Origin of the sequence: Streptomyces sp. NPDC053474 (assembly GCF_044544845.1) — a bacterium.
Lineage (GTDB): Bacteria > Actinomycetota > Actinomycetes > Streptomycetales > Streptomycetaceae > Streptomyces.
Window position 1 is genome coordinate 659,304 of the sequence record NZ_JBITXV010000001.1, and the last position, 24,777, is coordinate 684,080.

Genomic DNA, 24,777 nt, shown 5'->3' on the forward strand with positions numbered 1-24,777 from the left:
CAGCGACCCCTTACAGCTTCATCAGACTGGCGTCGTCGACCGAGGCCGAGTGGCGGGAGCGGAACAGCGACACGATGATCGCGAGCCCGACCACGACCTCGGCCGCGGCGACGACCATCGTGAAGAAGGCGATGATCTGGCCGTCGAGATTGCCGTGCAGCCGGGAGAACGCGACGAACGCCAGGTTGCAGGCGTTGAGCATCAGCTCGACGCACATGAAGACCACGATCACGTTCCGCCTGATCAGGACGCCGGTGGCGCCGATGGCGAACAACAGGGCCGCCAGGTAAAGGTAGTTGACCGGATTCACTTCGACGCCTCCTCGGTCTGCTCGGCCCGGTCGCCGCCCGCGTCGCGCCCGGGATCCGTGCGGCGCAGGTCGGGACGTTCGAGGCGGTCGGTGGAGCGCTGCTCCAGGGCCCGCAGGTCCTCCAGGGCCTCGCTGGAGACGTCGCGGATCTGGCCGCGCTCCCGGAGCGTCTTGTTGACGGTGAGCTCCGAGGGCGTGCCGTCGGGCAGCAGGCCCGCGATGTCCACGGCGTTGTGCCGGGCGTAGACGCCCGGGGCCGGGAGCGGCGGCAGGTGCTTGCCCGCGCGCACCCGCTCCTCGGCAAGCTCGCGCTGGGTCTTGGCGCGCTCGGTGCGCTCGCGGTGGGTGAGCACCATCGCGCCGACGGTCGCCGTGATCAGCAGGGCGCCGGTGATCTCGAAGGCGAAGACGTACTTCGTGAAGATGAGGGCGGCGAGGCCCTCCACGTTGCCGCCCTCATTGGCCTTGCCCAGGCCGTTGAAGTCCTTCACCGAGGCGTTGCCGATGCCCGCGAACAGCAGGACGGCGAAGCCGACGCCGCACAGGGCGGCCAGCCAGCGCTGCCCCTTGATGGTCTCCTTCAGGGAGTCCGCGGCGGTGACGCCGACGAGCATCACGACGAACAGGAAGAGCATCATGATCGCGCCGGTGTAGACGACGATCTGGACGATGCCCAGGAAGTACGCGCCGTTGGCCAGGTAGAAGACCGCCAGGATGATCATGGTCCCGGCCAGGCAGAGGGCGCTGTGCACCGCCCTCTTCATGAGGATCGTGCTCAGTGCGCCGATCACGGCGACCGTGCCGAGCACCCAGAACTGGAAGGCCTCGCCCGTGGAGGTGGTGTAGGCCGCGACGGAGGTCACGCGTCCACCCCCTCGGCCCTGGGCTCCGGCTCCCGCTCACCCTTGGAGACGGCGACCTGGCGCTCCGTGCCGGGCGCCGCCCGCGTCACCAGACCGCGGTAGTAGTCCCCCTCGTCCGTGCCGGGATAGATCGCGTGGGGCGCCTCGACCATGCCCTCGTCGAGGCCCGCGAGCAGCTGCTCCTTGGTGAAGATCAGGTTCTGGCGGCTGCTGTCGGCGAGTTCGAACTCGTTCGTCATCGTCAACGCGCGCGTGGGGCACGCCTCGATGCACAGGCCGCAGAAGATGCAGCGGGCGTAGTTGATCTGATAGACGCGGCCGTAGCGCTCGCCCGGGGAGTAGCGCTCCTCCTCGGTGTTGTCCGCGCCCTCCACATAGATGGCGTCCGCCGGGCAGGCCCAGGCGCACAGCTCGCAGCCGACGCACTTCTCCAGGCCGTCCGGATGGCGGTTGAGCTGGTGCCTGCCGTGGAAGCGGGGAGCGGTGGTCTTCTGCTGCTCCGGATACTGCTCGGTCAGCCGCTTCTTGAACATGGCCTTGAAGGTCACGGCGAAGCCCGCGACGGGGTTCTGGAACCCCTGATCCGACTGGGTCGCCTGCGCTGCTTCCTGGCCCGTCGGCCGCTCGGGCGGCTGCCCGCGCCGCGGCCGGTCCGGCGTGTTCGACTGCTCGGACTGCTCAGCCATCGGACGCCTCCTTTCCGTCACTTTGAGTATCCGGGCCACCACTGACAATCAACTCCCGCTCATGGCGCGGGCGTCGGCGCGGCACGGGTGGCAGGGTCTGGCCGGGCAGCGGTGGCACCGGGAAGCCGCCCGCCATCGGGTCGAAGACTTCGGCCTCGACGGGCTCGGCGGCGGCCGCGGCCTCCTTCTCGCGCTTGTCCCGGAACAGGTCGTACAGGACGGAGAGCAGGAGCAGCGCGATGACTCCGCCCCCTACGTAGAGGGCGATCTCGCTGAAGTCGTAGTCCTCGTTGCGCAGCGCGCGGACGGTGGCGACGAGCATCAGCCACACCACCGACACCGGGATGAGGACCTTCCAGCCGAGCTTCATCAACTGGTCGTAGCGGACGCGGGGCAGCGTGCCGCGCAGCCAGATGAAGAAGAACAGCAGCAGCTGCACCTTGAGCGTGAACCAGGCCATCGGCCACCAGCCGTGGTTGGCGCCCTCCCAGAAGCCGCTGATGGGCCAAGGAGCCCGCCAGCCGCCGAGGAAGAGCGTCGCGGACACGGCCGAGACGGTGATCATGTTGATGTACTCGGCGAGCATGAAGATCGCGAACTTGATCGACGAGTACTCGGTGTTGAAGCCGCCGACGAGGTCGCCCTCGGACTCCGGCATGTCGAACGGCGCGCGGTTGGTCTCGCCGACCATCGTCACGATGTAGATCAGGAACGACACCGGCAGGAGCACGATGTACCAGCGCTCCTGCTGCGCCTCCACGATCGCCGACGTGGACATCGACCCGGAGTACAGGAAGACCGACGCGAACGCGGCGCCCATCGCGATCTCGTACGAGATCATCTGCGCGCAGGAGCGCAGACCGCCGAGGAGCGGATACGTGGAGCCGGAGCTCCAGCCCGCGAGCACGATGCCGTAGATGCCGACCGAGGCGACCGCGAGGATGTAGAGCATCGCGATCGGCAGGTCGGTGAGCTGCATCGTGGTGCGGTGCCCGAAGATCGAGACCTCGTTGCCCGCGGGCCCGAAGGGGATCACCGCGATCGCCATGAAGGCGGGGATGGCCGCGACGACCGGCGCCAGGATGTAGACCACCTTGTCGGCGCGCTTGACGATCAGGTCTTCCTTGAGCATCAGCTTGATGCCGTCCGCGAGGGACTGCAGGAAGCCCCAGGGGCCGTTGCGGTTGGGGCCGATGCGCAGCTGCATCCAGGCCACGACCTTGCGCTCCCACACGATGGCGAAGAGCACGGACACCACGAGGAACGCGAAGCAGAAGACCGCCTTGACGGCGACCAGCCACCAGGGGTCGCGGCCGAACATGGAGAGGTCTTCGGCGGCGAGCTGGGTCATGGGGCTCACGACTGCACCTCCTGGGCGCCCTGGGCGGGCTCGACGCGGACAGCGGGGCCGATCCTGACCAGCGCGCCCGGCCGCGCCCCCGTGTCGGAGGCGACGCCGCCGCCCACGGAGTTCAGCGGCAGCCACACCACGCGGTCGGGCATCTCCGTGACCGCGAGGGGCAGTTCGACCCGGCCCGCGGTGCCGGTGACGGCGAGGGTGTCGCCGTCCTTGACACCGGCCTCGGCCGCGGTGGCCGCCGAGAGCCGGGCCACCGCCGCGTGCCGCGTCCCGGCGAGCGCGTCGTCGCCCTCCTGGAGGCGGCCCCGGTCGAGCAGGAGCCTGTGCCCGGCGAGCACGGCCTCCCCCGCGGCAGGCCGCGGCAGCTGGACCGCGGTCTCCAGGGGCTCGGTCGCGCGCGGCCCGTCCCAGCCGCCGAGCCGGTCGAGCTCGCGCCGGACGGTCAGCAGGTCGGGCAGGCCGAGGTGCACGTCGCCCGCGTCGGCCAGCATGTGCAGGACGCGGGCGTCGGTGGGTGCCAGGCGGCGCGTCATCTGGTCCGGCTTGAGCGCGGCCTCGAAAAGCCGGGCCCTGCCTTCCCAGTTGAGGAAGGTGCCCGGCTTCTCGGCGACGGCGGCCACCGGGAGCACCACGTCGGCGCGCTCGGTCACCTCGCTCGGCCGCTGTTCCAGCGACACCAGGAAGCCGACCGCGTCGAGCGCCTCACGCGCGCGTGCCGGGTCGGGCAGGTCGGCGACCTCGACACCGCCCACCAGGAGGGCGCTCAGCTCGCCGGTCGCGGCGGCCTCGACGATCTGGCCGGTGTCCCGGCCGTAGCGGTGCGGGAGTTCGGCCACGCTCCAGGCGGCCGCGACCTCGTCCCGCGCGCGCGGGTCGGTGGCCGGGCGGCCTCCCGGAAGCAGTGACGGCAGCGCGCCGGCCTCGACGGCGCCGCGCTCGCCCGCGCGGCGCGGGATCCACACCAGTGCCGCGCCGGTCGCGGACGCGGCCCGCACGGCGGCGGTGAGCGCCCCCGGCACGGCCGCGAGCCGCTCCCCCACGACGATGACCGCGCCCTCGGCGCGCAGCGCCTCGGCGGCCTGCGCGCCGTCGTCCTCCAGGCCGACCCCGGCGGCGAGCGCGTCCAGCCACTCGGTCTCCGTGCCGGGCGCCGCGGCGAGGAGCGTGCCGCCCGCCTTCTCCAGGCCCCGTGTGGCGTGCGTGGCCACGGCGTACGTGCGCTGGCCGTGCTTGCGCCACGCCTTGCGCAGCCGCAGGAAGACGCCGGGCGCCTCCTCCTCGGCCTCGATGCCGACGAGCAGGACGGCGGGGGCCTTCTCCAGGGCGGTGTACGTGACACCGGTGCCGTCGAGGTCCCGGCCGCGCCCGGCGACACGTGCCGCCAGGAAGTCGGCCTCCTCGCTGGAGTGCACCCGCGCGCGGAAGTCGATGTCGTTCGTGTCGAGCGCCACGCGCGCGTACTTGCTGTACGCGTAGGCGTCCTCCACGGTGAGGCGCCCGCCGGTCAGGACACCGGCCCGCCCGCGCGCGGCGGCGAGGCCGCGTGCGGCCGCCGCCAACGCCTCGGGCCAGCTAGCCGGTTCCAGCTCACCCGAGGACGCGTTGCGCACCAGCGGCGTGGTCAGCCGGTCGGGCTTCTGCGCGTACCGGAAGCCGAAGCGGCCCTTGTCGCAGATCCACTCCTCGTTGACCTCGGGGTCGTCCTGGGCGAGCCGCCGCATGACCTTGCCGCGCCGGTGGTCGGTGCGGGTCGCGCAGCCGCCCGCGCAGTGCTCGCACACCGACGGCGACGACACCAGGTCGAAGGGGCGCGACCGGAAGCGGTAGGCGTGCGAGGTGAGCGCTCCCACCGGGCAGATCTGGATGGTGTTCCCGGAGAAGTACGACTCGAAGGGGTCGCCCTCCCCGGTGCCCACCTGCTGGAGCGCGCCCCGCTCGACCAGCTCGATCATGGGGTCGCCCGCGATCTGCTGGGAGAAGCGGGTGCAGCGGGCGCACAGCACGCAGCGCTCGCGGTCGAGCAGCACCTGGGTGGAGATCGGCACCGGCTTCTCGTAGGTGCGCTTGCTGCCCTCGAAGCGGGACTCGGCGTTGCCGTGCGACATGGCCTGGTTCTGCAGCGGGCACTCGCCGCCCTTGTCGCAGACCGGGCAGTCCAGCGGGTGGTTGATGAGCAGCAGCTCCATCACGCCGTGCTGGGCCTTCTCGGCGACCGGCGACGTCAACTGCGACTTGACGACCATGCCGTCGGTGCAGGTGATCGTGCAGGACGCCATCGGCTTGCGCTGGCCCTCGACCTCGACGATGCACTGGCGGCAGGCGCCCGCGGGGTCGAGCAGCGGGTGGTCGCAGAAGCGGGGGATCTCGATGCCGAGGAGTTCGGCGGCGCGGATCACCAGGGTGCCCTTGGGGACGCTGATCTCGATGCCGTCGATGGTCAGTGTGACCAGGTCCTCTGGCGGAACCGCCGCCTCCCCGCCCCCGGAGGGAGCGCTGGTGGTCACTGTCATGCGTTCACCTCCGTGTTCGCCGCGGGCCTGTCGGCCCAGAGGGTGGACTTGGCGGGGTCGAACGGGCAGCCCCTGCCGGTGATGTGCTCCTCGTACTCCGCGCGGAAGTACTGGAGCGAGGAGAAGATCGGCGAGGCGGCGCCGTCGCCGAGGGCGCAGAAGGACTTGCCGTTGATGTTGTCGGCGATGTCGTTCAGCTTGTCGAGGTCGGACATGACGCCCTTGCCCGCCTCGATGTCGCGCAGCAACTGGACGAGCCAGTACGTGCCTTCGCGGCAGGGCGTGCACTTGCCGCAGGACTCGTGGGCGTAGAACTCGGTCCAGCGCGTCACCGCGCGCACGACGCAGGTGGTCTCGTCGAAGCACTGCAGCGCCTTGGTGCCGAGCATGGACCCGGCGGCACTGACGCCCTCGTAGTCGAGCGGGACGTCGAGGTGCTCGTCGGTGAACATCGGCGTCGAAGAGCCGCCCGGCGTCCAGAACTTGAGGCGGTGCCCGGGCCGCATGCCGCCGCTCATGTCGAGCAGCTGGCGCAGCGTGATGCCGAGGGGCCCCTCGTACTGGCCGGGCGACGCGACGTGCCCGCTGAGCGAGTACAGCGTGAAGCCGGGGGACTTCTCGCTGCCCATCGAGGTGAACCAGTCCTTGCCCCGCTGCAGGATCGCGGGAACTGATGCGATGGACTCGACGTTATTGACCACAGTGGGGCACGCGTAGAGACCCGCGACCGCAGGGAAGGGGGGACGCAGTCGCGGTTGGCCACGGCGGCCTTCGAGCGAGTCGAGCAGCGCGGTCTCCTCACCGCAGATGTACGCGCCCGCGCCCGCGTGCACGGTGAGTTCGAGGTCGAGTCCGCTGCCCAGGACGTTCTTGCCGAGGTAGCCCGCCGCGTACGCCTCGCGCACGGCCTCGTGCAGCCGCCGCAGTACGGGGACGACCTCACCACGCAGATAGATGAAGGCATGCGACGAACGGATCGCGTAGCAGGCGATCACGATGCCCTCGATGAGGGAATGCGGGTTCGCGAAGAGGAGCGGGATGTCCTTGCAGGTCCCGGGCTCCGATTCGTCGGCGTTGACAACTAGATAGTGCGGCTTGCCGTCCCCCTGCGGAATGAACTGCCACTTCATCCCGGTGGGGAAGCCCGCGCCACCGCGGCCGCGGAGCCCGGAGGCCTTCACATAGGCGATGAGGTCGTCCGGCTCCATCGCGAGGGCCTTGCGCAGTCCCTCGTAGCCCTCGTGGCGCCGGTAGACGTCGAGGGTCCAGGACTTCTCCTGGTCCCAGAAGGCCGAGAGGACCGGGGCGAGCAGCTTCTCCGGGCTGGTCTCGTTGATCTCGGCGGCCAAGGTCATCACTCTCCCTCCTCGCGGCCCTCGCCGACCGGGCCCGCAGGGTGCGAGGGGTCGGATGCCGAGGTCCTCTGCGGCGCGTCGTGCGAGCTCAGGTGCTCGCTGGGCGACGGGTCGTGCGGCTGGGCGCCCTCCGGCCCGCCCGTGCGCGGATGGACCACGCGCGCGGGGGGCGCCTCGCCCTTGGCCAGGCGAAGCCCGACCAGCGAGGCCGGGCCCGCGCCGCCGGTGGCCTCGACGGCTCCGGGGCGCTCGTCGGGGAAGCCCGCGAGGATGCGGGCCGTCTCCTTGAAGGTGCACAGCGGGGCGCCGCGGGTCGGCTCGGCCTGGACGCCCGCGCGCAGGTCGTCGACGAGGCGCTTGGCGCTCTGCGGGGTCTGGTTGTCGAAGAACTCCCAGTTGACCATCACCACGGGCGCGAAGTCGCAGGCGGCGTTGCACTCGATGTGTTCGAGCGTGACCTTGCCGTCCTCGGTGGTCCCGCCGTTGCCGACGCCCAGGTGCTCCTGGAGGGCCTCGAAGATGGCGTCCCCGCCCATGACGGCGCACAGGGTGTTGGTGCACACGCCCACCTGGTAGTCGCCGGAGGGCTTCCGCCGGTACATGGTGTAGAAGGTCGCGACGGCCGTGACCTCGGCGGTGGTCAGGTCGAGCACCTCCGCGCAGAACCGCATCCCGGTGCGCGTCACGTACCCCTCTTCCGACTGCACGAGGTGCAGCAGCGGCAGCAGGGCGGAACGGGAGTCCGGATAGCGGGCGATGACCTCCTTGGCGTCCGCTTCGAGCCGGGCCCGTACGTCGGCCGGGTAGTCGGGGGCGGGGAGTCGAGGCATCCCCAGGCTCGTCGGCGATGCGTCTGTCACCGGTCGACGCCTCCCATCACGGGGTCGATGGACGCGACGGCGACGATGACGTCGGCGACCTGGCCGCCCTCGCACATCGCCGCCATGGCCTGCAGGTTGGTGAAGGACGGGTCGCGGAAGTGCACCCGGTAGGGGCGGGTGCCGCCGTCGGAGACGACGTGCACGCCGAGTTCGCCCTTGGGGGACTCCACGGCGGTGTAGGCCTGCCCTGGCGGCACCCGGAAGCCCTCCGTCACCAGCTTGAAGTGGTGGATCAGGGCCTCCATGGAGGTGCCCATGATCTTCTTGATGTGGTCGAGCGAGTTGCCGAGGCCGTCGGGGCCGAGCGAGAGCTGGGCGGGCCAGGCGATCTTCTTGTCGGCGACCATGACCGGTCCTGGCCGCAGCCGGTCCAGGCACTGCTCGATGATCCGCAGCGACTGGCGCATCTCCTCCAGGCGGATGAGAAAGCGCCCGTAGGAGTCGCACGTGTCGGCGGTCGGGACCTCGAAGTCGTAGGTCTCGTAGCCGCAGTACGGCTGGCTCTTGCGCAGGTCGTGCGGGAGCCCGGCGGAGCGCAGGATGGGGCCGGTGGCGCCGAGGGCCATGCAACCGGTCAGATCGAGGTAGCCGACGTCCTGCATGCGGGCCTTGAAGATGGGGTTCCCGGTGGCGAGCTTGTCGTACTCGGGGAGGTTCTTCTTCATCTTCTTCACGAACTCGCGGATCTGGTCCACCGCGCCGGGCGGCAGGTCCTGGGCGAGTCCGCCGGGCCGGATGTACGCGTGGTTCATGCGCAGGCCGGTGATCAGCTCGTAGATGTCGAGGATGAGCTCACGATCGCGGAAGCCGTAGATCATGATCGTGGTGGCGCCGAGCTCCATGCCGCCGGTGGCGATGCACACCAGGTGCGAGGACATCCGGTTCAGCTCCATCAGGAGCACGCGGATGAGGGTGGCGCGGTCGGGGATCTGGTCCTCGATGCCGAGGAGCTTCTCGACGCCCAGGCAGTACGCCGTCTCGTTGAAGAACGGCGTCAGATAGTCCATGCGCGTGACGAACGTGGTGCCCTGGGTCCAGGTGCGGTACTCGAGGTTCTTCTCGATGCCCGTGTGGAGGTAGCCGATGCCGCAGCGGGCCTCGGAGACCGTCTCGCCCTCGATCTCCAGGATGAGCCGGAGCACGCCGTGCGTGGAGGGGTGCTGCGGGCCCATGTTCACGACGATGCGCTCGTCGTCGGCCTCGACGGCGGACTTGGCGACCTCGTCCCAGTCGCCGCCGGTGACCGTGTAGACGGTGCCCTCGGTGGTCTCGCGCGCGGAGGCGGAGGAGGCAGAGGTGAAGGGAGTGCTCATCAGCTGTACGACCTCCGCTGGTCCGGAGCCGGGATCTGGGCGCCCTTGTACTCGACGGGAATGCCTCCGAGCGGGTAGTCCTTCCGCTGCGGGAAGCCCTGCCAGTCGTCCGGCATCATGATCCGCGTGAGCGCGGGGTGGCCGTCGAAGACGAGGCCGAAGAAGTCATAGGTCTCGCGCTCGTGCCAGTCGTTCGTCGGGTAGACCGCGACGAGGGACGGCACGTGCGGATCGGCGTCCGGGGCGCTGACCTCCAGGCGGAGCAGCCGGTTGTGGGTGAGCGAGCGCAGGTGGTAGACGGCGTGCAGCTCGCGGCCCTTGTCGCCGGGGAAGTGCACGCCGGACACGCCGGTGCACAGCTCGAAGCGCAGCGCCGGGTCGTCCCGCAGGGTCCGGGCCACCCGGACGAGATGCTCGCGCGCGATGTGGAAGGTGAGCTCGCCGCGGTCGACGACCGTCTTCTCGATGGCGTTCTCGGGGACGAGGCCCTGTTCCTCCAGGGCGCCTTCGAGTTCGTCGGCCACCTCGTCGAACCAGCCGCCGTAGGGCCGGTTGGCGGCGCCCGGGAGCCGGATGGAGCGGACCAGGCCGCCGTAGCCGGAGGTGTCGCCGCCGTTGTTCGCGCCGAACATGCCGCGCTGGACGCGGACCTCCTCGCCGTGCTCGCCGCGCTGGCCGGGGAGGTTGGAGGCGCTGAGGTCCTTCTCGGGGTTGACCCCGTTGCTCGCGCCGTCGTGGGGGTCGGTCACCGCAGCAGCCCCTTCATCTCGATGGTGGGGAGGGCCTTGAGGGCCGCTTCCTCCGCCTCGCGGGCCGCTTCCTCCGCGTTCACACCGAGCTTGGTGTTCTGGATCTTGTGGTGCAGCTTGAGGATCGCGTCCAACAGCATCTCGGGCCGGGGCGGACAGCCGGGCAGATAGATGTCGACCGGGACGACATGGTCAACGCCCTGGACGATCGCGTAGTTGTTGAACATTCCGCCGGACGACGCGCAAACCCCCATGGAGATCACCCACTTGGGGTTGGGCATCTGGTCATAGACCTGTCGCAGGACGGGCGCCATCTTCTGGCTCACGCGCCCGGCCACAATCATCAGGTCCGCCTGCCGCGGCGAGCCGCGGAAGACCTCCATGCCGAAGCGCGCCAGGTCATAGCGCCCGGCGCCGGTCGTCATCATCTCGATGGCGCAGCACGCGAGGCCGAACGTGGCGGGAAAGACGGATGCCTTGCGCACCCACCCGGCGGCCTGCTCGACGGTGGTCAGCAGGAATCCGCTCGGCAGTTTCTCTTCGAGTCCCATGCTCAGTGGCTCCTCTGTCCCCTTCCGGGGCTCAGTCCCATATCGGGGGTCAGTCCCTTGCCGGGGTCAGTCCCATTCCAGGCCGCCGCGCCGCCATACGTACGCGTACGCGACGAAGACGGTGAGCACGAAGAGCAGCATCTCCACGAGCCCGAAAATCCCCAGGGCGTCGAAGCTCACGGCCCAGGGGTAGAGAAAGACGATCTCGATGTCGAAGACGATGAAGAGCATCGCCGTCAGGTAGTACTTGATGGGGAAGCGCCCGCCGCCGGCCGGCGTGGGGGTCGGCTCGATTCCGCACTCGTAGGCCTCGAGCTTCGCGCGGTTGTAGCGCTTGGGGCCGACAAGCGTGGCCATGACCACGGAGAAAATCGCAAAGCCTGCCCCGAGGGCTCCCAGTACGAGGATGGGCGCATACGCGTTCACCGCTCCTCGCTCCTCTCAGTCGGCACTGACTGCTGGCGGTTGCGTCGGACCCGCTCGCCGCCCCGCCCGTATGCGATCCCCGGGCCTTCGGAGCTCCTCGAAGATCGCTTACATGTGAAGCAGGTCACAAGCCCAACTGCCCCGCATCTTATGCCCGCCGGTCTGTGATCTGCGACACGGGGTACGACAACGGCTTTGTGATCTCCACCACCTGACGAAGGATCATGAAGTCGGATGAGCGGTGATCTTCGTACGCGAAGCACCTGAGTGATCACCAGAGGTGACATCTTGACGCGTCGAGGCTGGTCGGGGCGGTGTTGCATTATCAAGAGGTGGCCACTACAGGCAAATTGGCGCTGGACGTGATCACTTGATAGAGGGGCGCGTTCACACTTTGGCGGCAGGGGTGTGGACGGCGGTGGACGCGTCCGCACGGAGGCGCCGGGGCGGGTGGGCCACTCCGTTGCGTGCGCGCGTTCACGAGCCCCTCGCGGAAGTGGGGCATTCCCCCGTCAGTCACGCATTCCGCCCGCCGGTCGCGCGCTTCCCCGCCGAAGTCGGGAGGCACCGCGCGCGAAGCACTCATAGAAGAGGTGGCGGGGAGGGGTGGGAGGAGTACGGAGGGATTCGGCGGGAACCCGCGAGATACCCGGGAGATATCGGCCAGATCTCAGCCAGGTCTCGGACGGCCCCCATGAGCCCCAGAACGTGACCTGCGCCACACTCGAACCCCGGGTCGAACAACCGGGCTTGGCCAACGGCCTGAACACGTGTTAGACCACGGGCAATTCGGACGTAACTCGGAAAACCCATGATCACAGGCGTGATCACGACTGTCCGCATTGCCCTTTACGGCGTCAATAAGATGCGACACGCCCGGGATTCACGGCCACGCGGGACAACTGTGGCGCAGCACACGTTTCTTGAAGGGAACCCCTACTCCTTGATAGCGGTTGTTCCCATGTCCCACACCGCTCACATACCCAGCCACCGGAAGCCCCGTCGCAGCGCGTCGAAGATGGCTCTGCGCGCCGGAGTTGCCGGTGGCGTCCTCAGCACCCTGGCCGTGGCCGGCGCCGCCGGCACGGCGAACGCCGCCGAGCCGGTGACCGAGACGATCGAGCTGCCCACCCTCACCGCCGATCTGTCCGCTCAGATCGCGCAGTCCGCGGACGCCACCCAGCAGACCGCCGACAGCTACGAGGCGCGTGCCCAGCAGGAGGCCGCCGCCGTCAAGGCCGCCAAGCAGGCCAGCAAGGACCAGAAGGCCGCAGAGAAGAAGGCGGAGGCCGAGAAGAAGGCCAAGGCCGCGGCCGAGGCCAAGCGCGAGAAGGAGGCCCAGGAGCGCGCGGCGCGGGCCACCGAGCGCACGCGGCTCAGCACCAACTCGGCCCCCGCGGGCGACTCCGGCGGCTCCGGCGGCGGCTCCTCCGCCTCCGACTCCTCGAACGTCTCCGCGCCCTCCAGCGGCAGCGTGGCGACGGTCATCAGCTTCCTCAAGGCCCAGCTGGGCGACGCGTATGTGATGGGCGCCTCCGGCCCCAACGCGTGGGACTGCTCCAGCCTCGTGCAGGCCGCCTTCAAGCAGGTGGGCGTGGACCTGCCGCGCGTCTCGCAGGCCCAGTCGACCGCGGGCACGCCGGTCTCGCTCTCCAACATCCAGCCGGGCGACGTCCTGTACTGGGGCGGCGCGGGCTCCGCGTACCACGTCGGTGTCTACATCGGCAACGGCCAGTACCTGGACGCCGCGAACCCGAGCAAGGGCGTCGTGATCCAGGACCTGTCGGGCTACCCGGCCTCCGGGGCCGTGCGCGTCCTCTGACGGCCTCTCTCCGCCACGCCTAAGGGCCGGAACCCTCCTGGAGGGTTCCGGCCCTTGGTCGTGCGTCGAGGCGTCAGGCCTTGGGGGCCACCCGGCTCAGGCCGTTGATGATGCGGTCCATCGCGTCGCCGCCCGTCGGGTCGGTCAGGTTGGCGAGCATCTTCAGGGTGAACCTCATCAGCATCGGGTGCGTGAGGCCGCGCTGGGCGGCGATCTGCATGACCTTCGGGTTGCCGATGAGCTTCACGAAGGCGCGGCCGAGCGTGTAGTAGCCGCCGTAGGTGTCCTTGAGGACCTTCGGGTAGCGCTGGAGGGCCAGTTCGCGCTGGGCGGGCGTGGCGCGGGCGACGGCCTGCACGATGACGTCGGCGGCGATCTGCCCGGACTCCATGGCGTAGGCGATGCCCTCGCCGTTGAACGGGTTGACGAGGCCGCCCGCGTCGCCGACGAGCAGCAGGCCGCGGGTGTAGTGCGGCTGGCGGTTGAAGGCCATCGGCAGGGCGGCGCCGCGGATCGGGCCCGTCATGTTCTCCGGGGTGTAGCCCCAGTCCTCGGGCATGGAGGCGCACCAGGCCTTGAGGACCTCGCGCCAGTCGAGCTCCTTGAAGGCGGCGGTGGTGTTCAGGACGCCGAGGCCGACGTTCGACGTGCCGTCGCCCATGCCGAAGATCCAGCCGTAGCCGGGGAGCAGCCGGTCCTGGGCGCCGCGGCGATCCCACAGCTCCAGCCAGGACTCCAGGTAGTCGTCGTCGTGGCGCGGCGAGGTGAAGTACGTGCGCACCGCGACGCCCATCGGGCGGTCCTCGCGGCGGTGCAGGCCCATCGCGAGCGACAGGCGGGTGGAGTTGCCGTCGGCGGCGACCACCAGCGGCGCGTGGAAGGTGACCGGCGTCTTGTCCTCGCCGAGCTTGGCCTCCACGCCGGTGATGCGGCCGGTGCGGTCGTCGATGAGGGGGGCGCCCACGTTGCACCGCTCGTACAGGCGTGCGCCCGCCTTCTGGGCCTGCCGGGCGAGCTGCTCGTCGAAGTCGTCGCGCTTCCGGACGAGTCCGTAGTCGGGGTAAGAGGCGAGATCCGGCCAATCCAGCTGGAGGCGCACACCGCCCCCGATGATGCGGAGGCCCTTGTTCCGCAGCCAGCCCGCCTCTTCGGAGATGTCGATGCCCATGGACACCAACTGCTTCGTGGCGCGCGGGGTCAGGCCGTCGCCGCAGACCTTCTCCCTAGGGAAGGCGGTCTTCTCCAGGAGCAGCACGTCGAGCCCGGCCTTCGCCAGGTAGTAGGCGGTGGTCGAACCGGCCGGACCTGCGCCGACGACGATGACGTCCGCGGAGTTGGCGGTGGTGTCGGAGAGCGGCTCGGTCACGGCGGGTTCTCCCCAAGGCTCGAAATCAGTGTGCCGACCGGCACGGGATAGGGGCAGTCTATGAGGCGGTACTGATCAATCACCCGAAGGGCCACTTGTGAGCGACGTGAGCGAGCTGGACGACGCCCCCCACCGGACCCGCACCGCCCCCGCCGTCGGTCTGCGCGTGCCGACCCACGAGGACGCCTTCGTCTGGCACCGGCTCTTCGACGACCCTCAGGTCATGGAGTACGTGGGCGGCGGTGTGTCCAGCGAGCTCTCCGTGTACGAGGAGCTGACCGCGCGCCAGCGCCGCCACGACGCGGAACTGGGCTTCTGCCTGTGGACGTTGCTGGACCCGGACGGCGAGCCCGTCGGCCTCGCCGGGGCCCAGCCGTGGCCGCGCGCGTGGGGGCCCACGGGTGAGATCGAGATCGGCTGGCGGATCGCCCGCCGGGCGTGGGGGAACGGCTACGCGACCGCGGCGGCCCGCGCGAGCCTGGACCGGCTGCGGGCGGTGGGCGTGCCGTCGGTGGTCGCCGTGATCGACGTGCGCAACGAACGGTCCATGGCGGTGGCCGAGCGCCTCGGCATGGAGCGCCAGGAGACGTACGACGTGCCCGGCGCGGACCGCCGCGCGTGCTGCTACCGCGTGGGGTTGTAGTCCGGCCCGCCCGGGCTACCCTTCCCCTACCGCCGGGGCCTCCCCTACCGCTGGGGGTTCGCGCCCCTGCCGCTGAGGAGTGACGCCTGTGCCGAGGACGCCGGGGGACACCGGGCCGCTGGACGTGCGCGTGCCGCGCTTCGTGGGCCTGATGGCGATGGACGCGCGCAAGAGGGCCGCCGAGCGCGGCGTGCGCCTGGTGGCGGGCGACCGTTCCGAACTCGACGACGTGGTCCTCGAGTACGTCGTACGCCAGTACCCGCTGCCGGAGGTCGAGGTGCCGCGCGGTGCCGTCGTGACCGTGTGGTTCGACCTCGGCCCCGGCGAGGGCGAGGGCGGCGCCGGGGTGCGCGAGCCGCGGCTGCCCGGCCCGTCGGACGGCGGCCTCCAGCGGGAACTGGCCGAGCCGGGGCAGCCGGGGGTCGGCGTGGGGGCCGAGGCGTTCGAGGGCTGAGGCGTTCGAGGGCTGAGGCGTTCGAGGGCTGAGGCGTTCGAGGGCCGAGGCTTTCCAGGACTGAGGGCTTTCCAGGCCCCCGAGGCTCCGGGGCCCGGGGCGGCCGCCTGCCGTCAGCCCGTGGTCCGCCAGGTGTCGAGCGCCGTCCGGTGCGTCCGCGTGCCCCGCTCCGTCGACCAGACCTTCGCGCGCCAGGACAGCTGGATCGCGTACTCGGTGCCGTCGGCGGTGACGTAGCTCTGGTCGATCGCGTGGATCTTGCGGCCCGACTTGTCGGTGTACGTGTACTCCCACACCGCGCCCGCGCGCCCCTGGAAGGTGTTGTCCTCCAGGCGGATGCGCCGGTAGTCGGACTTGTCGGGGTCCTTCTCCGCGTGCTCCTCCATGTTCGTGAGGTTCTCGTACGAGGTGTAGTCGGCGTTCGGGATCACCCCGACGAGGAAGTTCTCCGCCCCGCTCGCGCCCGCGTACATGGACTGCGTGGGGTTGTCCCCGGCCCGGCTGCTCCAGCCCTCGGGCGCCGCGAACGAGAACCCCTTCGGGTCGGTGACGCGCTCGGAGCCCGGCGGCACCGCGGCGTCCCCCGCACTCTCGCCGCCGCTCTCGCCGTCGGAGGGCCGCGCGGGTTCGGTCGGCGGGGTCCGGCTCGGCTCGTCGGTGCGGCTGGCGGCCGGGCCGTCGTTCTTGCCGTCGTCGTCGGAGCCGGTCCCGGTCCCGGCCGCGTCCTGGCGCGCCTTGTCGGACGTGCCCGCTCCGTCCGACGTGCTCTGGTTCTCCTGCCAGACGACGATGCCCGCCGTCGTGCCGCCGCCGACGAGGAGGGCGACGGCCAGCGTGAGCGCCCAGACCCCGGCGCGGCCGCGCTGCCGCGCGGGGGCGGGCGGGGACGCCAGGACGCCCTGGGTGGGGGCCGCGCTGGGGTCGTACGGGCCGGGGACGGCGTACGCCGCGGGCGCGCCGGGGCCCGCCGCGCCGGGCGCGGGCGGCGGCAGCTGGCCCGGCGGCGACTGGCCCGGCGGCAGCCCTGGCGGAACCGGGGGCGCCCCGCTGCCGCGCGCGGTGAACACCGCCGCCACGAGCACCGCTCCGGCCACCCACAGCAGCCCGAACAGCAAGAGGTCCGGCATGCTCACACCCGCGTCGAACGAGCCGCTCGACGTCTCGCCGCCGAGCCCGCGCTGCCGGGCGGTGGTCTCCACGCCGAGGCCGCCGACGGCGGCGAGCAGCAGGATCAGCCCGAAGGAGAGCCCCGCGGCCAGGATCTGCTCGCCGCGGCGGGCGCAGCGGCGCGCGCCCACGAAGGCGATCACGAGGGCGCACACCAGGCCGAGCGCCAACGCGCCCACGACCGCGCCCGAGTTGACCAGGTCGCCGAGTTTCGACAGGCCGAACGACTCGCTCTCGCCGCTGTCGCCGTAGCCGCCGTACCGCGAGCCCCTGCTCGCCTCGGACTTCAGGGGCGCGCCCCAGCCGAGGCCGAGCGCGTGCAGACCGAGGTTCGGCAGGAGCAACAGGGCGACGAAGTAGGGCGAGACCCGGTCGTCCGAGACGTCGGAGCCCGGCACCTCGGAGTCGCCGTTGAAGGCGTCGATCTGCGTGACGCTGAAGTACGCGGTGACGGAGCTGAGGACGAGGACGAGGGCAAGGGCGCGCAGGGACGCGCCCAGGGCGCGGGTGAAGAACTGCGCGCCGGGGCGGGTGGCGAGCCAGGGCGCGGCGCCGTCGCGGTGCAGCACGGCGGCCGAGACCCCGAGGGCGAGCGCGAGCGCGCCGAGCATCGCGAGGAGCGGCCCGGACGACACCTCGACGCGCTGGATCTCGGGCTGCCCGAAGAGGGCGAGCACCAGCACGCCGAGCGCGGTGAGCAGCCCGACGCGGACGGCCGCTTCGAGGCCCGCCGTGCTCCCCGGCAGGCTCTGCCCGCGCAGCCGGAGGCGGTTCCTGAGGATGCGCGCGCCGATGACGAGCCCGCCGATGAACAGCGCCGTCACCGTGAGCGGCACCAGGTGCACGCCGAAGGTGCCCTCGACCACCCGTTGCGAGACCGAGCCGTCGAGGCCGGTCTCCTCGTCGGTGCCCGAGAACTCCAGGCGGCCGCCCACGGCCTGGAGGACGAAGGCGAGGGCGATCCGCAGCCGGTCGGCGAAGCCGACGAAGTCCTCGTCGTCCTGTCCGTACTTCGGCGTGGCGCAGACGAGCGCGGAGATGAGCAGCGCCGCGAGCGGCCACAGCGCGGCCTGCGCGGAACCGGCCCAGTCACCGCGCGCGGTCCGCCCGAGGAAGGCACCGACGGGCGAGGGCGCGGCGGGGGCCGGGGCGTACGCGGGCGCGGCGGGGTGCGGGGCCGCCGCTGCGACCGGGGCCGCCGCGGGGGCGGGCGGGGCTGCCGGGGAGGGCGGTGCCGGTGGGGTCGGCGGTGCTGTCGGTGGCGGCGCGGCCACCGGGGCGGGGGGAACCACCAGCGTCTCGGGGTGACTTGGGGCTTCGGCGGGCGCGTCCCGGGGTGGGCCCTGGGGCGCGGCGGGGGGCGCGGCGTCCGAGGCCTCCCCCGTCGGCTCCGGGAGGCGTTCGCGCCCGCACTTCATGCAGAAACGGGCCTCGTCCGGGGATGGCGCCCCGCAGTGCGGGCAGTACGACGACATCGGAACGCTCCGTCTTGAGGAGATCGTCAGGGGGACGGGTCGGTGAGCGCCGACCGTTATGCTCCGGCCACGTGGAGTGGCCGGTACATATCAACTGACACATCTTCCCCGGCGCGCGGTTCCCGTCAACCGCCGCGTCCGAAACGACCGTTCGACCGTTGTCGAAACGACCGTTCAGCCCTTCTTGAAACCCCGGTGGAGCGCCACCACGCCACCCGTCAGGTTCCGGTACGCCACCTTGGACCAGCCCGCGTCGGCCAGGCGCGCCGCGAGCTGCGGCTGGTTCGGCCAGGAGCGGATGGACTCGGCGAGGTAGACGTACGCGTCCGGGTTCGAGCACACCGTGCGGGCGACCGGCGGGAGCGCGCGCATCAGGTACTCGATGTAGACCGTGCGGAAGGGGCCCCACGTCGGCTCGGAGAACTCGCAGATCACCACGCGCCCGCCGGGCCGGGTGACGCGGAACATCTCGCGCAGCGCGGCGTCGGTGTCCTGCACGTTGCGCAGGCCGAAGGAGATCGTGACGGCGTCGAAGGTGTCGTCCTTGAACGGCAACTTCGTGGCGTCCCCCGCGGTGAACGGCATCCACGGGTGGCGCTGCTTGCCGACCCGCAGCATGCCGAGCGAGAAGTCGCACGGCACCACGTACGCGCCCGCCTGCGCGAAGGGCTGCGAGGACGTGGCCGTCCCGGCGGCGAGGTCGAGGATCTTCTGCGCGGGCCGCGCGTCGACGGCCCTGGCGACCTCCTTGCGCCACAGCCGGGCCTGGCCGAGCGAGATCACGTCGTTCGTGAGGTCGTACCGTTCCGCGACGTCGTCGAACATCGAGGCGACTTCGTGCGGCTGCTTGTCCAGGGATGCGCGGGTCACCCGGCCCATTGTGTCAGGCCGGTCTTCTTCCTTGGGCGGGGGCCTCTTCGCCTGCGTCGCGCCTGCGGCGGGCTTGGCGCCCTCGCGTCTGCCCGCTTCGCTTGTCCGGCGGGTGCGGATGGGTTCTGGTTGCTCGCGCAGTTCCCCGCGCCCCTTTCAGGGGCGCTTCCCCTTAGCGGCGGCGGAAGAGGAGGCGGCCCTCGATGGCCGTGGTCAGGCAGGTGCCGTCCTCGGTGAAGATCGCGAAGTCCGCGAGGGCCGACGGGGCCAAGGGCGCTTCGGGCGGGGTCGCGGTGACGACTCTGATGCCCGAACGGGTGACGGCCGTGCGGACCGGCGGGTGGGTGAAGGGGCCCGCCAGGGTCGTGGTGCCGGTGGCCAGGAGGCGTTGCAGGCCGCGGCGGGCGCTGGCGCCCCAGCGGGTGTCCGTCATGCCGAGCCGCGCCAGGGCCTGTCCGGTCAGCGGGTCCGTGCCGAGCTCGTCGGCCTCGCGCGGGTCGGGCCAGTACGCGGACTCCAGGAGGGCCACGGCGTCGGGCTCGTGGCGGCCGGGGGTCAGGACGCCGTCCCAGCGCCGGACCCGGGCGCGCTCGCCGTACGCCGCGTGCAGTTCCGCGTACGGGCCGACGGCCACGATCCGGGCGCCGTTGACGACGACGGCGTCCGCCCCCGCGGGGGCGGGCCGGACCGCGTCCACCTGGTGCAGTGTCAGCAACTGGCCCTCGCGCGGCCCTAGTTGGAGGTGAGGAGCTTCAGCTCCGGGTGGGCCGTGCCGCCCTCGATGGCGGTGGAGGAGATGTGCGAGGCGACGCGCTCGTCGACCGGGTCGTTCGCCGGGTCGTCGTGCACGACCAGGTGCTCGTACGTCGTGGCGCGCTGCGCGGGCACGCGGTCGGCGGAGCGGATCATGTCGATCATCTCGCGCAGGTTGGAGCGGTGCTTGGCGCCCGCGGAGGAGACCACGTTCTCCTCCAGCATCACCGAGCCGAGGTCGTCCGCGCCGTAGTGCAGCGTGAGCTGACCGGCCTCCTTGCCGGTGGTCAGCCAGGAGCCCTGGATGTGCGCCACGTTGTCCAGGAAGATCCGCGCGATCGCGATCATGCGGATGTACTCGAAGATCGAGGCCTGGGTGCGGCCCTTGAGGTGGTTGTTCTCCGGCTGGTACGTGTACGGGATGAAGGCCCGGAAGCCGCCCGTCCGGTCCTGTACGTCGCGGATCATGCGCAGGTGCTCGATGCGCTCGGCGTTCGTCTCGCCGGTGCCCATGAGCATCGTGGAGGTGGACTCCACGCCCAGCTTGTGGGCGGCCTCCATGATCTCCAGCCAGCGCTCGCCGGACTCCTTCAGCGGGGCGATGGCCTTGCGCGGCCGCTCCGGGAGCAGCTCGGCGCCCGCGCCCGCGAAGGAGTCGAGCCCGGCGGCGTTGATCCGCTGGATGGCCTCCTCGACGGAGACCTTCGAGATCCGGGCCATGTGCTCGACCTCGCTCGCCCCCAGGCTGTGGATGACGAGCTGCGGGAACTCCTTCTTGATGGCCGCGAAGTGCTTCTCGTAGTACTCCACGCCGAAGTCCGGGTGGTGGCCGCCCTGGAACATGATCTGCGTGCCGCCGAGCTCCACGGTCTCCGCGCAGCGGCGCAGGATGTCGTCGAGGTCCCGGGTCCAGCCCTTCTTGGTGTCCTTCGGGGCGGCGTAGAACGCGCAGAACTTGCACGCCGTCACACAGACGTTCGTGTAGTTGATGTTCCGCTCGATGATGTACGTCGCGATGTGCTCGGTGCCCGCGTACCGGCGGCGGCGCACGGCGTCGGCGGTCGCGCCGAGCGCGTGCAGCGGGGCGTCCCGGTACAGGGCGAGCGCCTCTTCGGCGCTGATCCGTCCGCCCGCCGCGGCACGGTCGAGGACGGCTGTGACATCAGAGGACGTGAGGTCGGCCTGCTCGGTCACCGGTGCGTCCCTTCCGTAAGGGGGTTGGACAGATCGCTCTTCAGCGTACGCCAGGGCTCTGGGGCCCCGGCGTCCGGTGGGCCGCGCCCCGGCGTCAGGCCGCGTACGCGCCGAGCAGGACGCCCGCGAGCCCCCCGGCCAGCAGGAACGGGCCGAAGGCTATCGCCGTCCTGCGGCCCGCCCCGCGCACCACGACGAGCCAGCCGCCGTACAGCGCGGCGCACACGAACCCGGTGAACGTGCCGAGCACCAGCGCGCCCCAGCCGTACCAGCCCAGGGCCGCGCCGAGCGCGAGCGCGAGCTTCACGTCGCCGAACGCCATCCCGTTCGGATTGATCAGGAACAGCACGAAATAGCCGCCGCTGAGCATGAGCGTGCCGAGGACCGCCTGCGTCCAGTCGCCGCCGTGGCCGGGCAGCGCGGCCGCCACGCCGAGGAGCGCGAGCGCGGCCGCGGCGAGCGGCAGCGTCAGCACGTCCGGCAGGCGCATGACGGCACGGTCGACGCAGGCGAGGACGAGGGCGGGCGGCACGCACAGCAGCCACACCACGAGCTCGGGGCGCGGGCCCGTCGCAAGACCGAGCAGGGCGCAGACCACCGCCGCGACGGCGGCGAGGGCGGGGGCACCGGGGCCGTACCGCTCCCCGTCGGGGCAGCGGCCCCGGCCCAGCCAGCCCCGCACCTCGTGCGCGTCGCTCGGGCAGCGGGCGCGCCAGGGCTCACCGGCCGGGGCCGAGAAGCGGTACACGGCGCGCGGCAGGGCGAGCCCGGCCAGGGCACCCCACAGGGCACCGGCGAGCGCGAGCGGCAGCTCCACGGTCACCCCACCGCCGTGAGGCCGTCGCGCCACGCCGGGAGCAACTCGTCGAGCAGCGCCTCCGTGCGCGGCGGCAGACCGCGCGCGCCGCTGCGGGCGACCAGGTCGGCGGCCAGCGCCCGGAGCCGGGCCGGGTCGTTGGTGGCGTGCGTGGCCCGCAGCAGTTCGTTCCACAGGCGCTCGTCGGCGGGGGCCGAGGTGCGGGCAGAGGTGAGCGCCTCGATGGCCTGCTCGGCCCGGCCCTTCTCCAGGTGGAACTCGCTGAGGGCGAGCCCGATGTCCGCCACGAGCAGCGGCAGCCGCGCGTCGACGATCTCGTGCGTCAGCCAGCCGTAGCGTCCCTGGGGGCGGTCCGCGAGCAGCGGGCCGCGGACCAGGACGAGCGCGTCCGTGAGCATGCGGCCGCGCACCGCGCGGTTGGCGGCCCCGCGCCCCTGCGTCGCCTCGTGGTACAGCGAGCGCAGCACGTCCAGGTCACAGACCACGGAAGGGGCGAGCGTGAGCCGCCCCGACGCGTCGGCGCGCAGCCGGGGCGTGCCGTCCTGGTCGCTGCCGAGCCACGCGCGGACCCGGTCGACGAGCGCGTCCCGCACGTCCTCGGTCACGCCGCGCGGCCACAGCGCGGAGGCGAGCACGCGCGGGTGCACCCCTTCGCGGTGGAGCAGCAGCAGCGCGAGCGCCTCGTGCATCAGCGGGCCGCGCTCGCCGTCGGGCGTCTCCAGGCCGATGATCTCGTACGTCCCGACCAGGCGCGCGTACACCGCGGGGCGGCCCTGCTCGCTGACGTCGACGAGGAAGGGGGGCGCGGCCGCGCCGCCGGTGGAGTCGTCCCCGCCGTCGCCGCCGTCGCCGCCGTCGGGGTCGGCCGCGGTGAACAGCTCGACCACCGCCTGCTGGAGCGCGTCCGGCAGCCGCTGCGCCGCCAGTTCGAGGCCGAGCAGCGGGGCCAGCAGCTTGCCGTCGTCGGTGATCTCCATCTCCCAGGCGGCACCGGGCAGTTCGCCGGAGTCCGTGCCGACGAGATAGCCGATGCCGAGGCGGCTCGCGTCGGCGGCGAGCTCGGCGAGCTCGACGGCCTCGTCCGCGGTGGGCGCGGCCGCGAGCAGGACCAGGTGCGGCGCCCAGCGGGTGTGCCGGGCGGGGCCGGTGCGGCCGGTGAGGACCGAGTCGTGTCCGGCGGCGCCGAGCGCGCCGCGCCGCTGCCGCGTCTCGGCGCCCATGGTCTCGATGAGCGCCTCGACGTCCTCCAGGTGCCGCAGCCTGTTCGGCGCGAGCGGGGTGAGGTCCCGGCCGAAGCCGACGAGCGTGATCGTCATGCGGTCCGACCAGCCGTTGGTGGCCAGCTCGGCGGCGACGGACGCGAACACGGCGGCCCGGTCGGCGGCGGCGCCGCTCAGCGAGACGATGCCCGGCACCGCCTCCAGGTTGAGCAGCAGGCGCGAGTCGTCCATCGTGCCGAGGCACACCAGGCCGGGGTAGGGCGCCGCCGCGTCCACGTCCTCGTACGCCTCGGCGTCGGCGCGGGTCAGCACCCAGAACGTCTGGTCCTGCCCCAGCTGCCAGGGCGCGGGCGGCCGTCCGGCGGGCTGGGCGAGCTGGAGGTGCAGATCGCCGTTGCTCAGCCAGGCCGCGTACACCGTCGGCAGGGGGCGGGACTCCGCGGTGAGCGCGGCGGCCAGGCCGCGCAGGGCGCGGTCCAGGAGCCGGACGCCCTCGGGGTCGGCGCCGACGAGCAGCGCGTCCTGCGCGTCGGCCGCCGCGCCGGTCGGCGTGGGCGGATCCATGCCGCGGCGCCCGCCGACGGCACCCATCGCCGACTGCCACAGCGCGTGCCGACGGCGCCTGCCGAGCGCGCCGAGCAGCCCTGCGGCGAGCAGCGGCGCCCCGACGAGCGCCTCGGGCAGGCCGAAGGAGAAGCCGTCGGACGCGGCCTCGGCGGCCTTCTGGGCCGCGGCGGGCGTGGCGGGCGCGGGCGGTTCGCCGCTGCCCCGGCCGTCACCCTGGCCGCCACCCCGGCCGTCGCCGCTGCCCCGGCCGTCACTCCGGCCATCGCCTCGGCCGCCGTCCCGCTCCTCGCCGCTGCCCGGGCGCTGCTCGGGGATCGCGATGTGCGCCGTGTCCCGGTCGACGGATCCGCCGCCCTTGCGGTCGCCGACCTGCTGCGCGCCGCCGCCCTGGCGCTCGTCCCCGGCCTTCGCGTAGTCGGAGATCTGCTCGCGGACCTCCTCGGGCACCTTGGGCGCCTCGTCGGGCATCTCGACGAGCTCGCCGCCGTGGGCGTCGGCGGGCATCTCCATGATCCAGCCGGGCCGGATCAGGCTGGCCTCGGAGAGGCGGGAGCCGTCGGGCTGCTCGCGGTCCTTGTTGAGCTGGTAGATCTCCCTGTACCTGCGGCCGTCGCCCAGGTGCCGCTCCGCTATCTCCCACAGCGAGTCGTGGTGGCGGCCCTCGGGCGGCTGGATGCGGTAGAACTTCGTGTCGCCGTCCCTGGCGGTGCCCGCGCGGTCGGCGGCCCGCGCGGCCTGGTCCGCGACCGCGTCCGCCGCGGCCGCCGCGCCCCGCTGCTCCTGCGCGAAGGGCCCCGGCGTCCGCTGGGCTGCTACGGCGGGGGGCTGCTGGTTCCCCTCGGGGGACTGCCCGAACTGCGAGAGCCCCGGCGCGAAGCTGGCCGCCGTGGCGCCGATGAGCAGCAGCGCGGCGACCAACTGCCGCGCGAGCACCTGGCTCGGCCCCGCGCCCGGCACCCGCCCCGGCATCCCGACCCCGGAGAGGGCGGCCTTCACCTCGACGAGCACGCAGGCGGCGAACTGGGCCCAGGCCAGCCACACGACCACCGTCAGCACACGGACGAACGTGCCGACCGTGACCTCCTGCTGGAGCCAGTCGAGGGTCGGCGCCCCGTCCGGCAGCGGCCAGCCCACGAAGTACGCGAGCGCGCCGGGCACGCCGACGAGCAGCACGGCGAGGGCGACGAAGGCGAGGAACGCCTTGACGAAGTCCCCGGCCGAACGCCGACGCGTCGGCAGCGGCTGCGGCGTCCTGTTCCGCGGCACCGCCGGGCTGACCGGCGAGCCGTTCGAGGAGCGGGTGTTGCGTCGCGCCATGGCGGGTGTCCTGGTCCTGGTCCTGTAGATGCCTGTGGTGTCTGGAGGGGTGTGGTGCCTGGATGCCTGGTTGCCTTGAGGCCCACGGCCTGGGAGGCCGGGATGCCC

The 24,777-nt window shown here is 72.1% G+C and carries 21 protein-coding genes; 3 read left to right on the top strand and 18 right to left on the bottom strand.

The features are described 5' to 3' along the window. Positions 1 to 10 precede the first annotated feature (10 nt). The 11 genes from nuoK to ACIG3E_RS03030 form a co-directional block, all read right to left on the bottom strand. On the bottom strand, positions 11 to 310 hold the full coding sequence (gene nuoK / locus ACIG3E_RS02980) for an NADH-quinone oxidoreductase subunit NuoK (protein WP_399610437.1): 300 nt from the start codon (positions 308 to 310) through the stop codon (positions 11 to 13). Next, entirely contained in the window at positions 307 to 1,173 is an 867-nt protein-coding gene (locus ACIG3E_RS02985) for an NADH-quinone oxidoreductase subunit J (protein ID WP_399610440.1), read from the bottom strand. Before ACIG3E_RS02985 ends, nuoK begins: the two co-directional genes overlap by 4 nt. After that, positions 1,170 to 1,859, bottom strand: coding sequence for an NADH-quinone oxidoreductase subunit NuoI (gene nuoI / locus ACIG3E_RS02990; RefSeq protein WP_399610442.1), 690 nt, complete (start codon positions 1,857 to 1,859; stop codon positions 1,170 to 1,172). Before nuoI ends, ACIG3E_RS02985 begins: the two co-directional genes overlap by 4 nt. After that, positions 1,852 to 3,219, bottom strand: a complete 1,368-nt coding sequence (nuoH, locus tag ACIG3E_RS02995) for an NADH-quinone oxidoreductase subunit NuoH (RefSeq protein WP_399610444.1) — start codon at positions 3,217 to 3,219, stop codon at positions 1,852 to 1,854. Before nuoH ends, nuoI begins: the two co-directional genes overlap by 8 nt. Then, positions 3,216 to 5,729: an NADH-quinone oxidoreductase subunit G gene (locus ACIG3E_RS03000; RefSeq protein WP_399610447.1), complete on the bottom strand. Its 2,514-nt coding sequence runs from the start codon at positions 5,727 to 5,729 to the stop codon at positions 3,216 to 3,218. The genes nuoH and ACIG3E_RS03000 overlap by 4 nt, the downstream gene beginning before the upstream one ends. Next, positions 5,726 to 7,087 carry an NADH-quinone oxidoreductase subunit NuoF gene (nuoF, locus tag ACIG3E_RS03005; protein ID WP_399610450.1) on the bottom strand — a complete coding sequence of 454 codons (1,362 nt, stop codon included), beginning with the start codon at positions 7,085 to 7,087 and terminating at the stop codon, positions 5,726 to 5,728. Before nuoF ends, ACIG3E_RS03000 begins: the two co-directional genes overlap by 4 nt. Continuing rightward, positions 7,084 to 7,914, bottom strand: a complete 831-nt coding sequence (gene nuoE, locus ACIG3E_RS03010; RefSeq protein ID WP_399610453.1) for an NADH-quinone oxidoreductase subunit NuoE — start codon at positions 7,912 to 7,914, stop codon at positions 7,084 to 7,086. Before nuoE ends, nuoF begins: the two co-directional genes overlap by 4 nt. 26 nt (positions 7,915 to 7,940) lie before the next feature. After that, complete coding sequence (locus ACIG3E_RS03015; protein ID WP_399610456.1) at positions 7,941 to 9,278, bottom strand: NADH-quinone oxidoreductase subunit D; 1,338 nt, start codon at positions 9,276 to 9,278, stop codon at positions 7,941 to 7,943. After that, on the bottom strand, positions 9,278 to 10,027 hold the full coding sequence (locus ACIG3E_RS03020) for an NADH-quinone oxidoreductase subunit C (RefSeq protein WP_399610458.1): 750 nt from the start codon (positions 10,025 to 10,027) through the stop codon (positions 9,278 to 9,280). The genes ACIG3E_RS03015 and ACIG3E_RS03020 overlap by 1 nt, the downstream gene beginning before the upstream one ends. Beyond that, entirely contained in the window at positions 10,024 to 10,578 is a 555-nt protein-coding gene (locus tag ACIG3E_RS03025) for an NADH-quinone oxidoreductase subunit B family protein (protein ID WP_030678080.1), read from the bottom strand. Before ACIG3E_RS03025 ends, ACIG3E_RS03020 begins: the two co-directional genes overlap by 4 nt. 66 nt (positions 10,579 to 10,644) lie before the next feature. After that, complete coding sequence (locus ACIG3E_RS03030) at positions 10,645 to 11,004, bottom strand: NADH-quinone oxidoreductase subunit A (protein WP_138961244.1); 360 nt, start codon at positions 11,002 to 11,004, stop codon at positions 10,645 to 10,647. Positions 11,005 to 11,965: 961 nt separating this feature from the next. Between ACIG3E_RS03030 and ACIG3E_RS03035 the strand changes: the two genes are divergently transcribed. Further along, positions 11,966 to 12,826, top strand: coding sequence for a C40 family peptidase (locus tag ACIG3E_RS03035; RefSeq protein WP_399610462.1), 861 nt, complete (start codon positions 11,966 to 11,968; stop codon positions 12,824 to 12,826). A 73-nt stretch (positions 12,827 to 12,899) separates the two neighbouring features. Here ACIG3E_RS03035 and ACIG3E_RS03040 read toward each other — a convergent pair whose 3' ends face one another. Then, positions 12,900 to 14,192 (bottom strand): geranylgeranyl reductase family protein, encoded by a 1,293-nt coding sequence (locus tag ACIG3E_RS03040; RefSeq protein WP_399610465.1) that lies wholly within the window; start codon positions 14,190 to 14,192, stop codon positions 12,900 to 12,902. A gap of 97 nt (positions 14,193 to 14,289) precedes the next feature. Between ACIG3E_RS03040 and ACIG3E_RS03045 the strand changes: the two genes are divergently transcribed. Together ACIG3E_RS03045 and ACIG3E_RS03050 are read left to right on the top strand one after the other, a co-directional pair. Continuing rightward, entirely contained in the window at positions 14,290 to 14,835 is a 546-nt protein-coding gene (locus tag ACIG3E_RS03045; protein ID WP_399610467.1) for a GNAT family N-acetyltransferase, read from the top strand. An 88-nt stretch (positions 14,836 to 14,923) separates the two neighbouring features. After that, entirely contained in the window at positions 14,924 to 15,289 is a 366-nt protein-coding gene (locus ACIG3E_RS03050; protein ID WP_399610469.1) for a PASTA domain-containing protein, read from the top strand. A gap of 113 nt (positions 15,290 to 15,402) precedes the next feature. On the opposite strand, the gene ACIG3E_RS03055 is transcribed toward ACIG3E_RS03050, so the two are convergent. From ACIG3E_RS03055 to ACIG3E_RS03080, 6 genes are all read right to left on the bottom strand, one after another. Continuing rightward, complete coding sequence (locus ACIG3E_RS03055) at positions 15,403 to 17,931, bottom strand: zinc-ribbon domain-containing protein (protein WP_399610471.1); 2,529 nt, start codon at positions 17,929 to 17,931, stop codon at positions 15,403 to 15,405. 174 nt (positions 17,932 to 18,105) lie between these two features. Then, on the bottom strand, positions 18,106 to 18,801 hold the full coding sequence (locus ACIG3E_RS03060; RefSeq protein WP_242720913.1) for a demethylmenaquinone methyltransferase: 696 nt from the start codon (positions 18,799 to 18,801) through the stop codon (positions 18,106 to 18,108). Between the two features lie 172 nt (positions 18,802 to 18,973). Further along, positions 18,974 to 19,516 (bottom strand): imidazolonepropionase-like domain-containing protein, encoded by a 543-nt coding sequence (locus tag ACIG3E_RS03065; protein WP_399610475.1) that lies wholly within the window; start codon positions 19,514 to 19,516, stop codon positions 18,974 to 18,976. Between the two features lie 17 nt (positions 19,517 to 19,533). Continuing rightward, positions 19,534 to 20,748 (bottom strand): cyclic dehypoxanthinyl futalosine synthase, encoded by a 1,215-nt coding sequence (gene mqnC / locus ACIG3E_RS03070; protein WP_399610478.1) that lies wholly within the window; start codon positions 20,746 to 20,748, stop codon positions 19,534 to 19,536. A gap of 94 nt (positions 20,749 to 20,842) precedes the next feature. Beyond that, positions 20,843 to 21,598 carry a prepilin peptidase gene (locus ACIG3E_RS03075; RefSeq protein WP_399610482.1) on the bottom strand — a complete coding sequence of 252 codons (756 nt, stop codon included), beginning with the start codon at positions 21,596 to 21,598 and terminating at the stop codon, positions 20,843 to 20,845. After that, on the bottom strand, positions 21,568 to 24,669 hold the full coding sequence (locus ACIG3E_RS03080; protein ID WP_399610485.1) for a BTAD domain-containing putative transcriptional regulator: 3,102 nt from the start codon (positions 24,667 to 24,669) through the stop codon (positions 21,568 to 21,570). Before ACIG3E_RS03080 ends, ACIG3E_RS03075 begins: the two co-directional genes overlap by 31 nt. Positions 24,670 to 24,777: the final 108 nt, after the last annotated feature.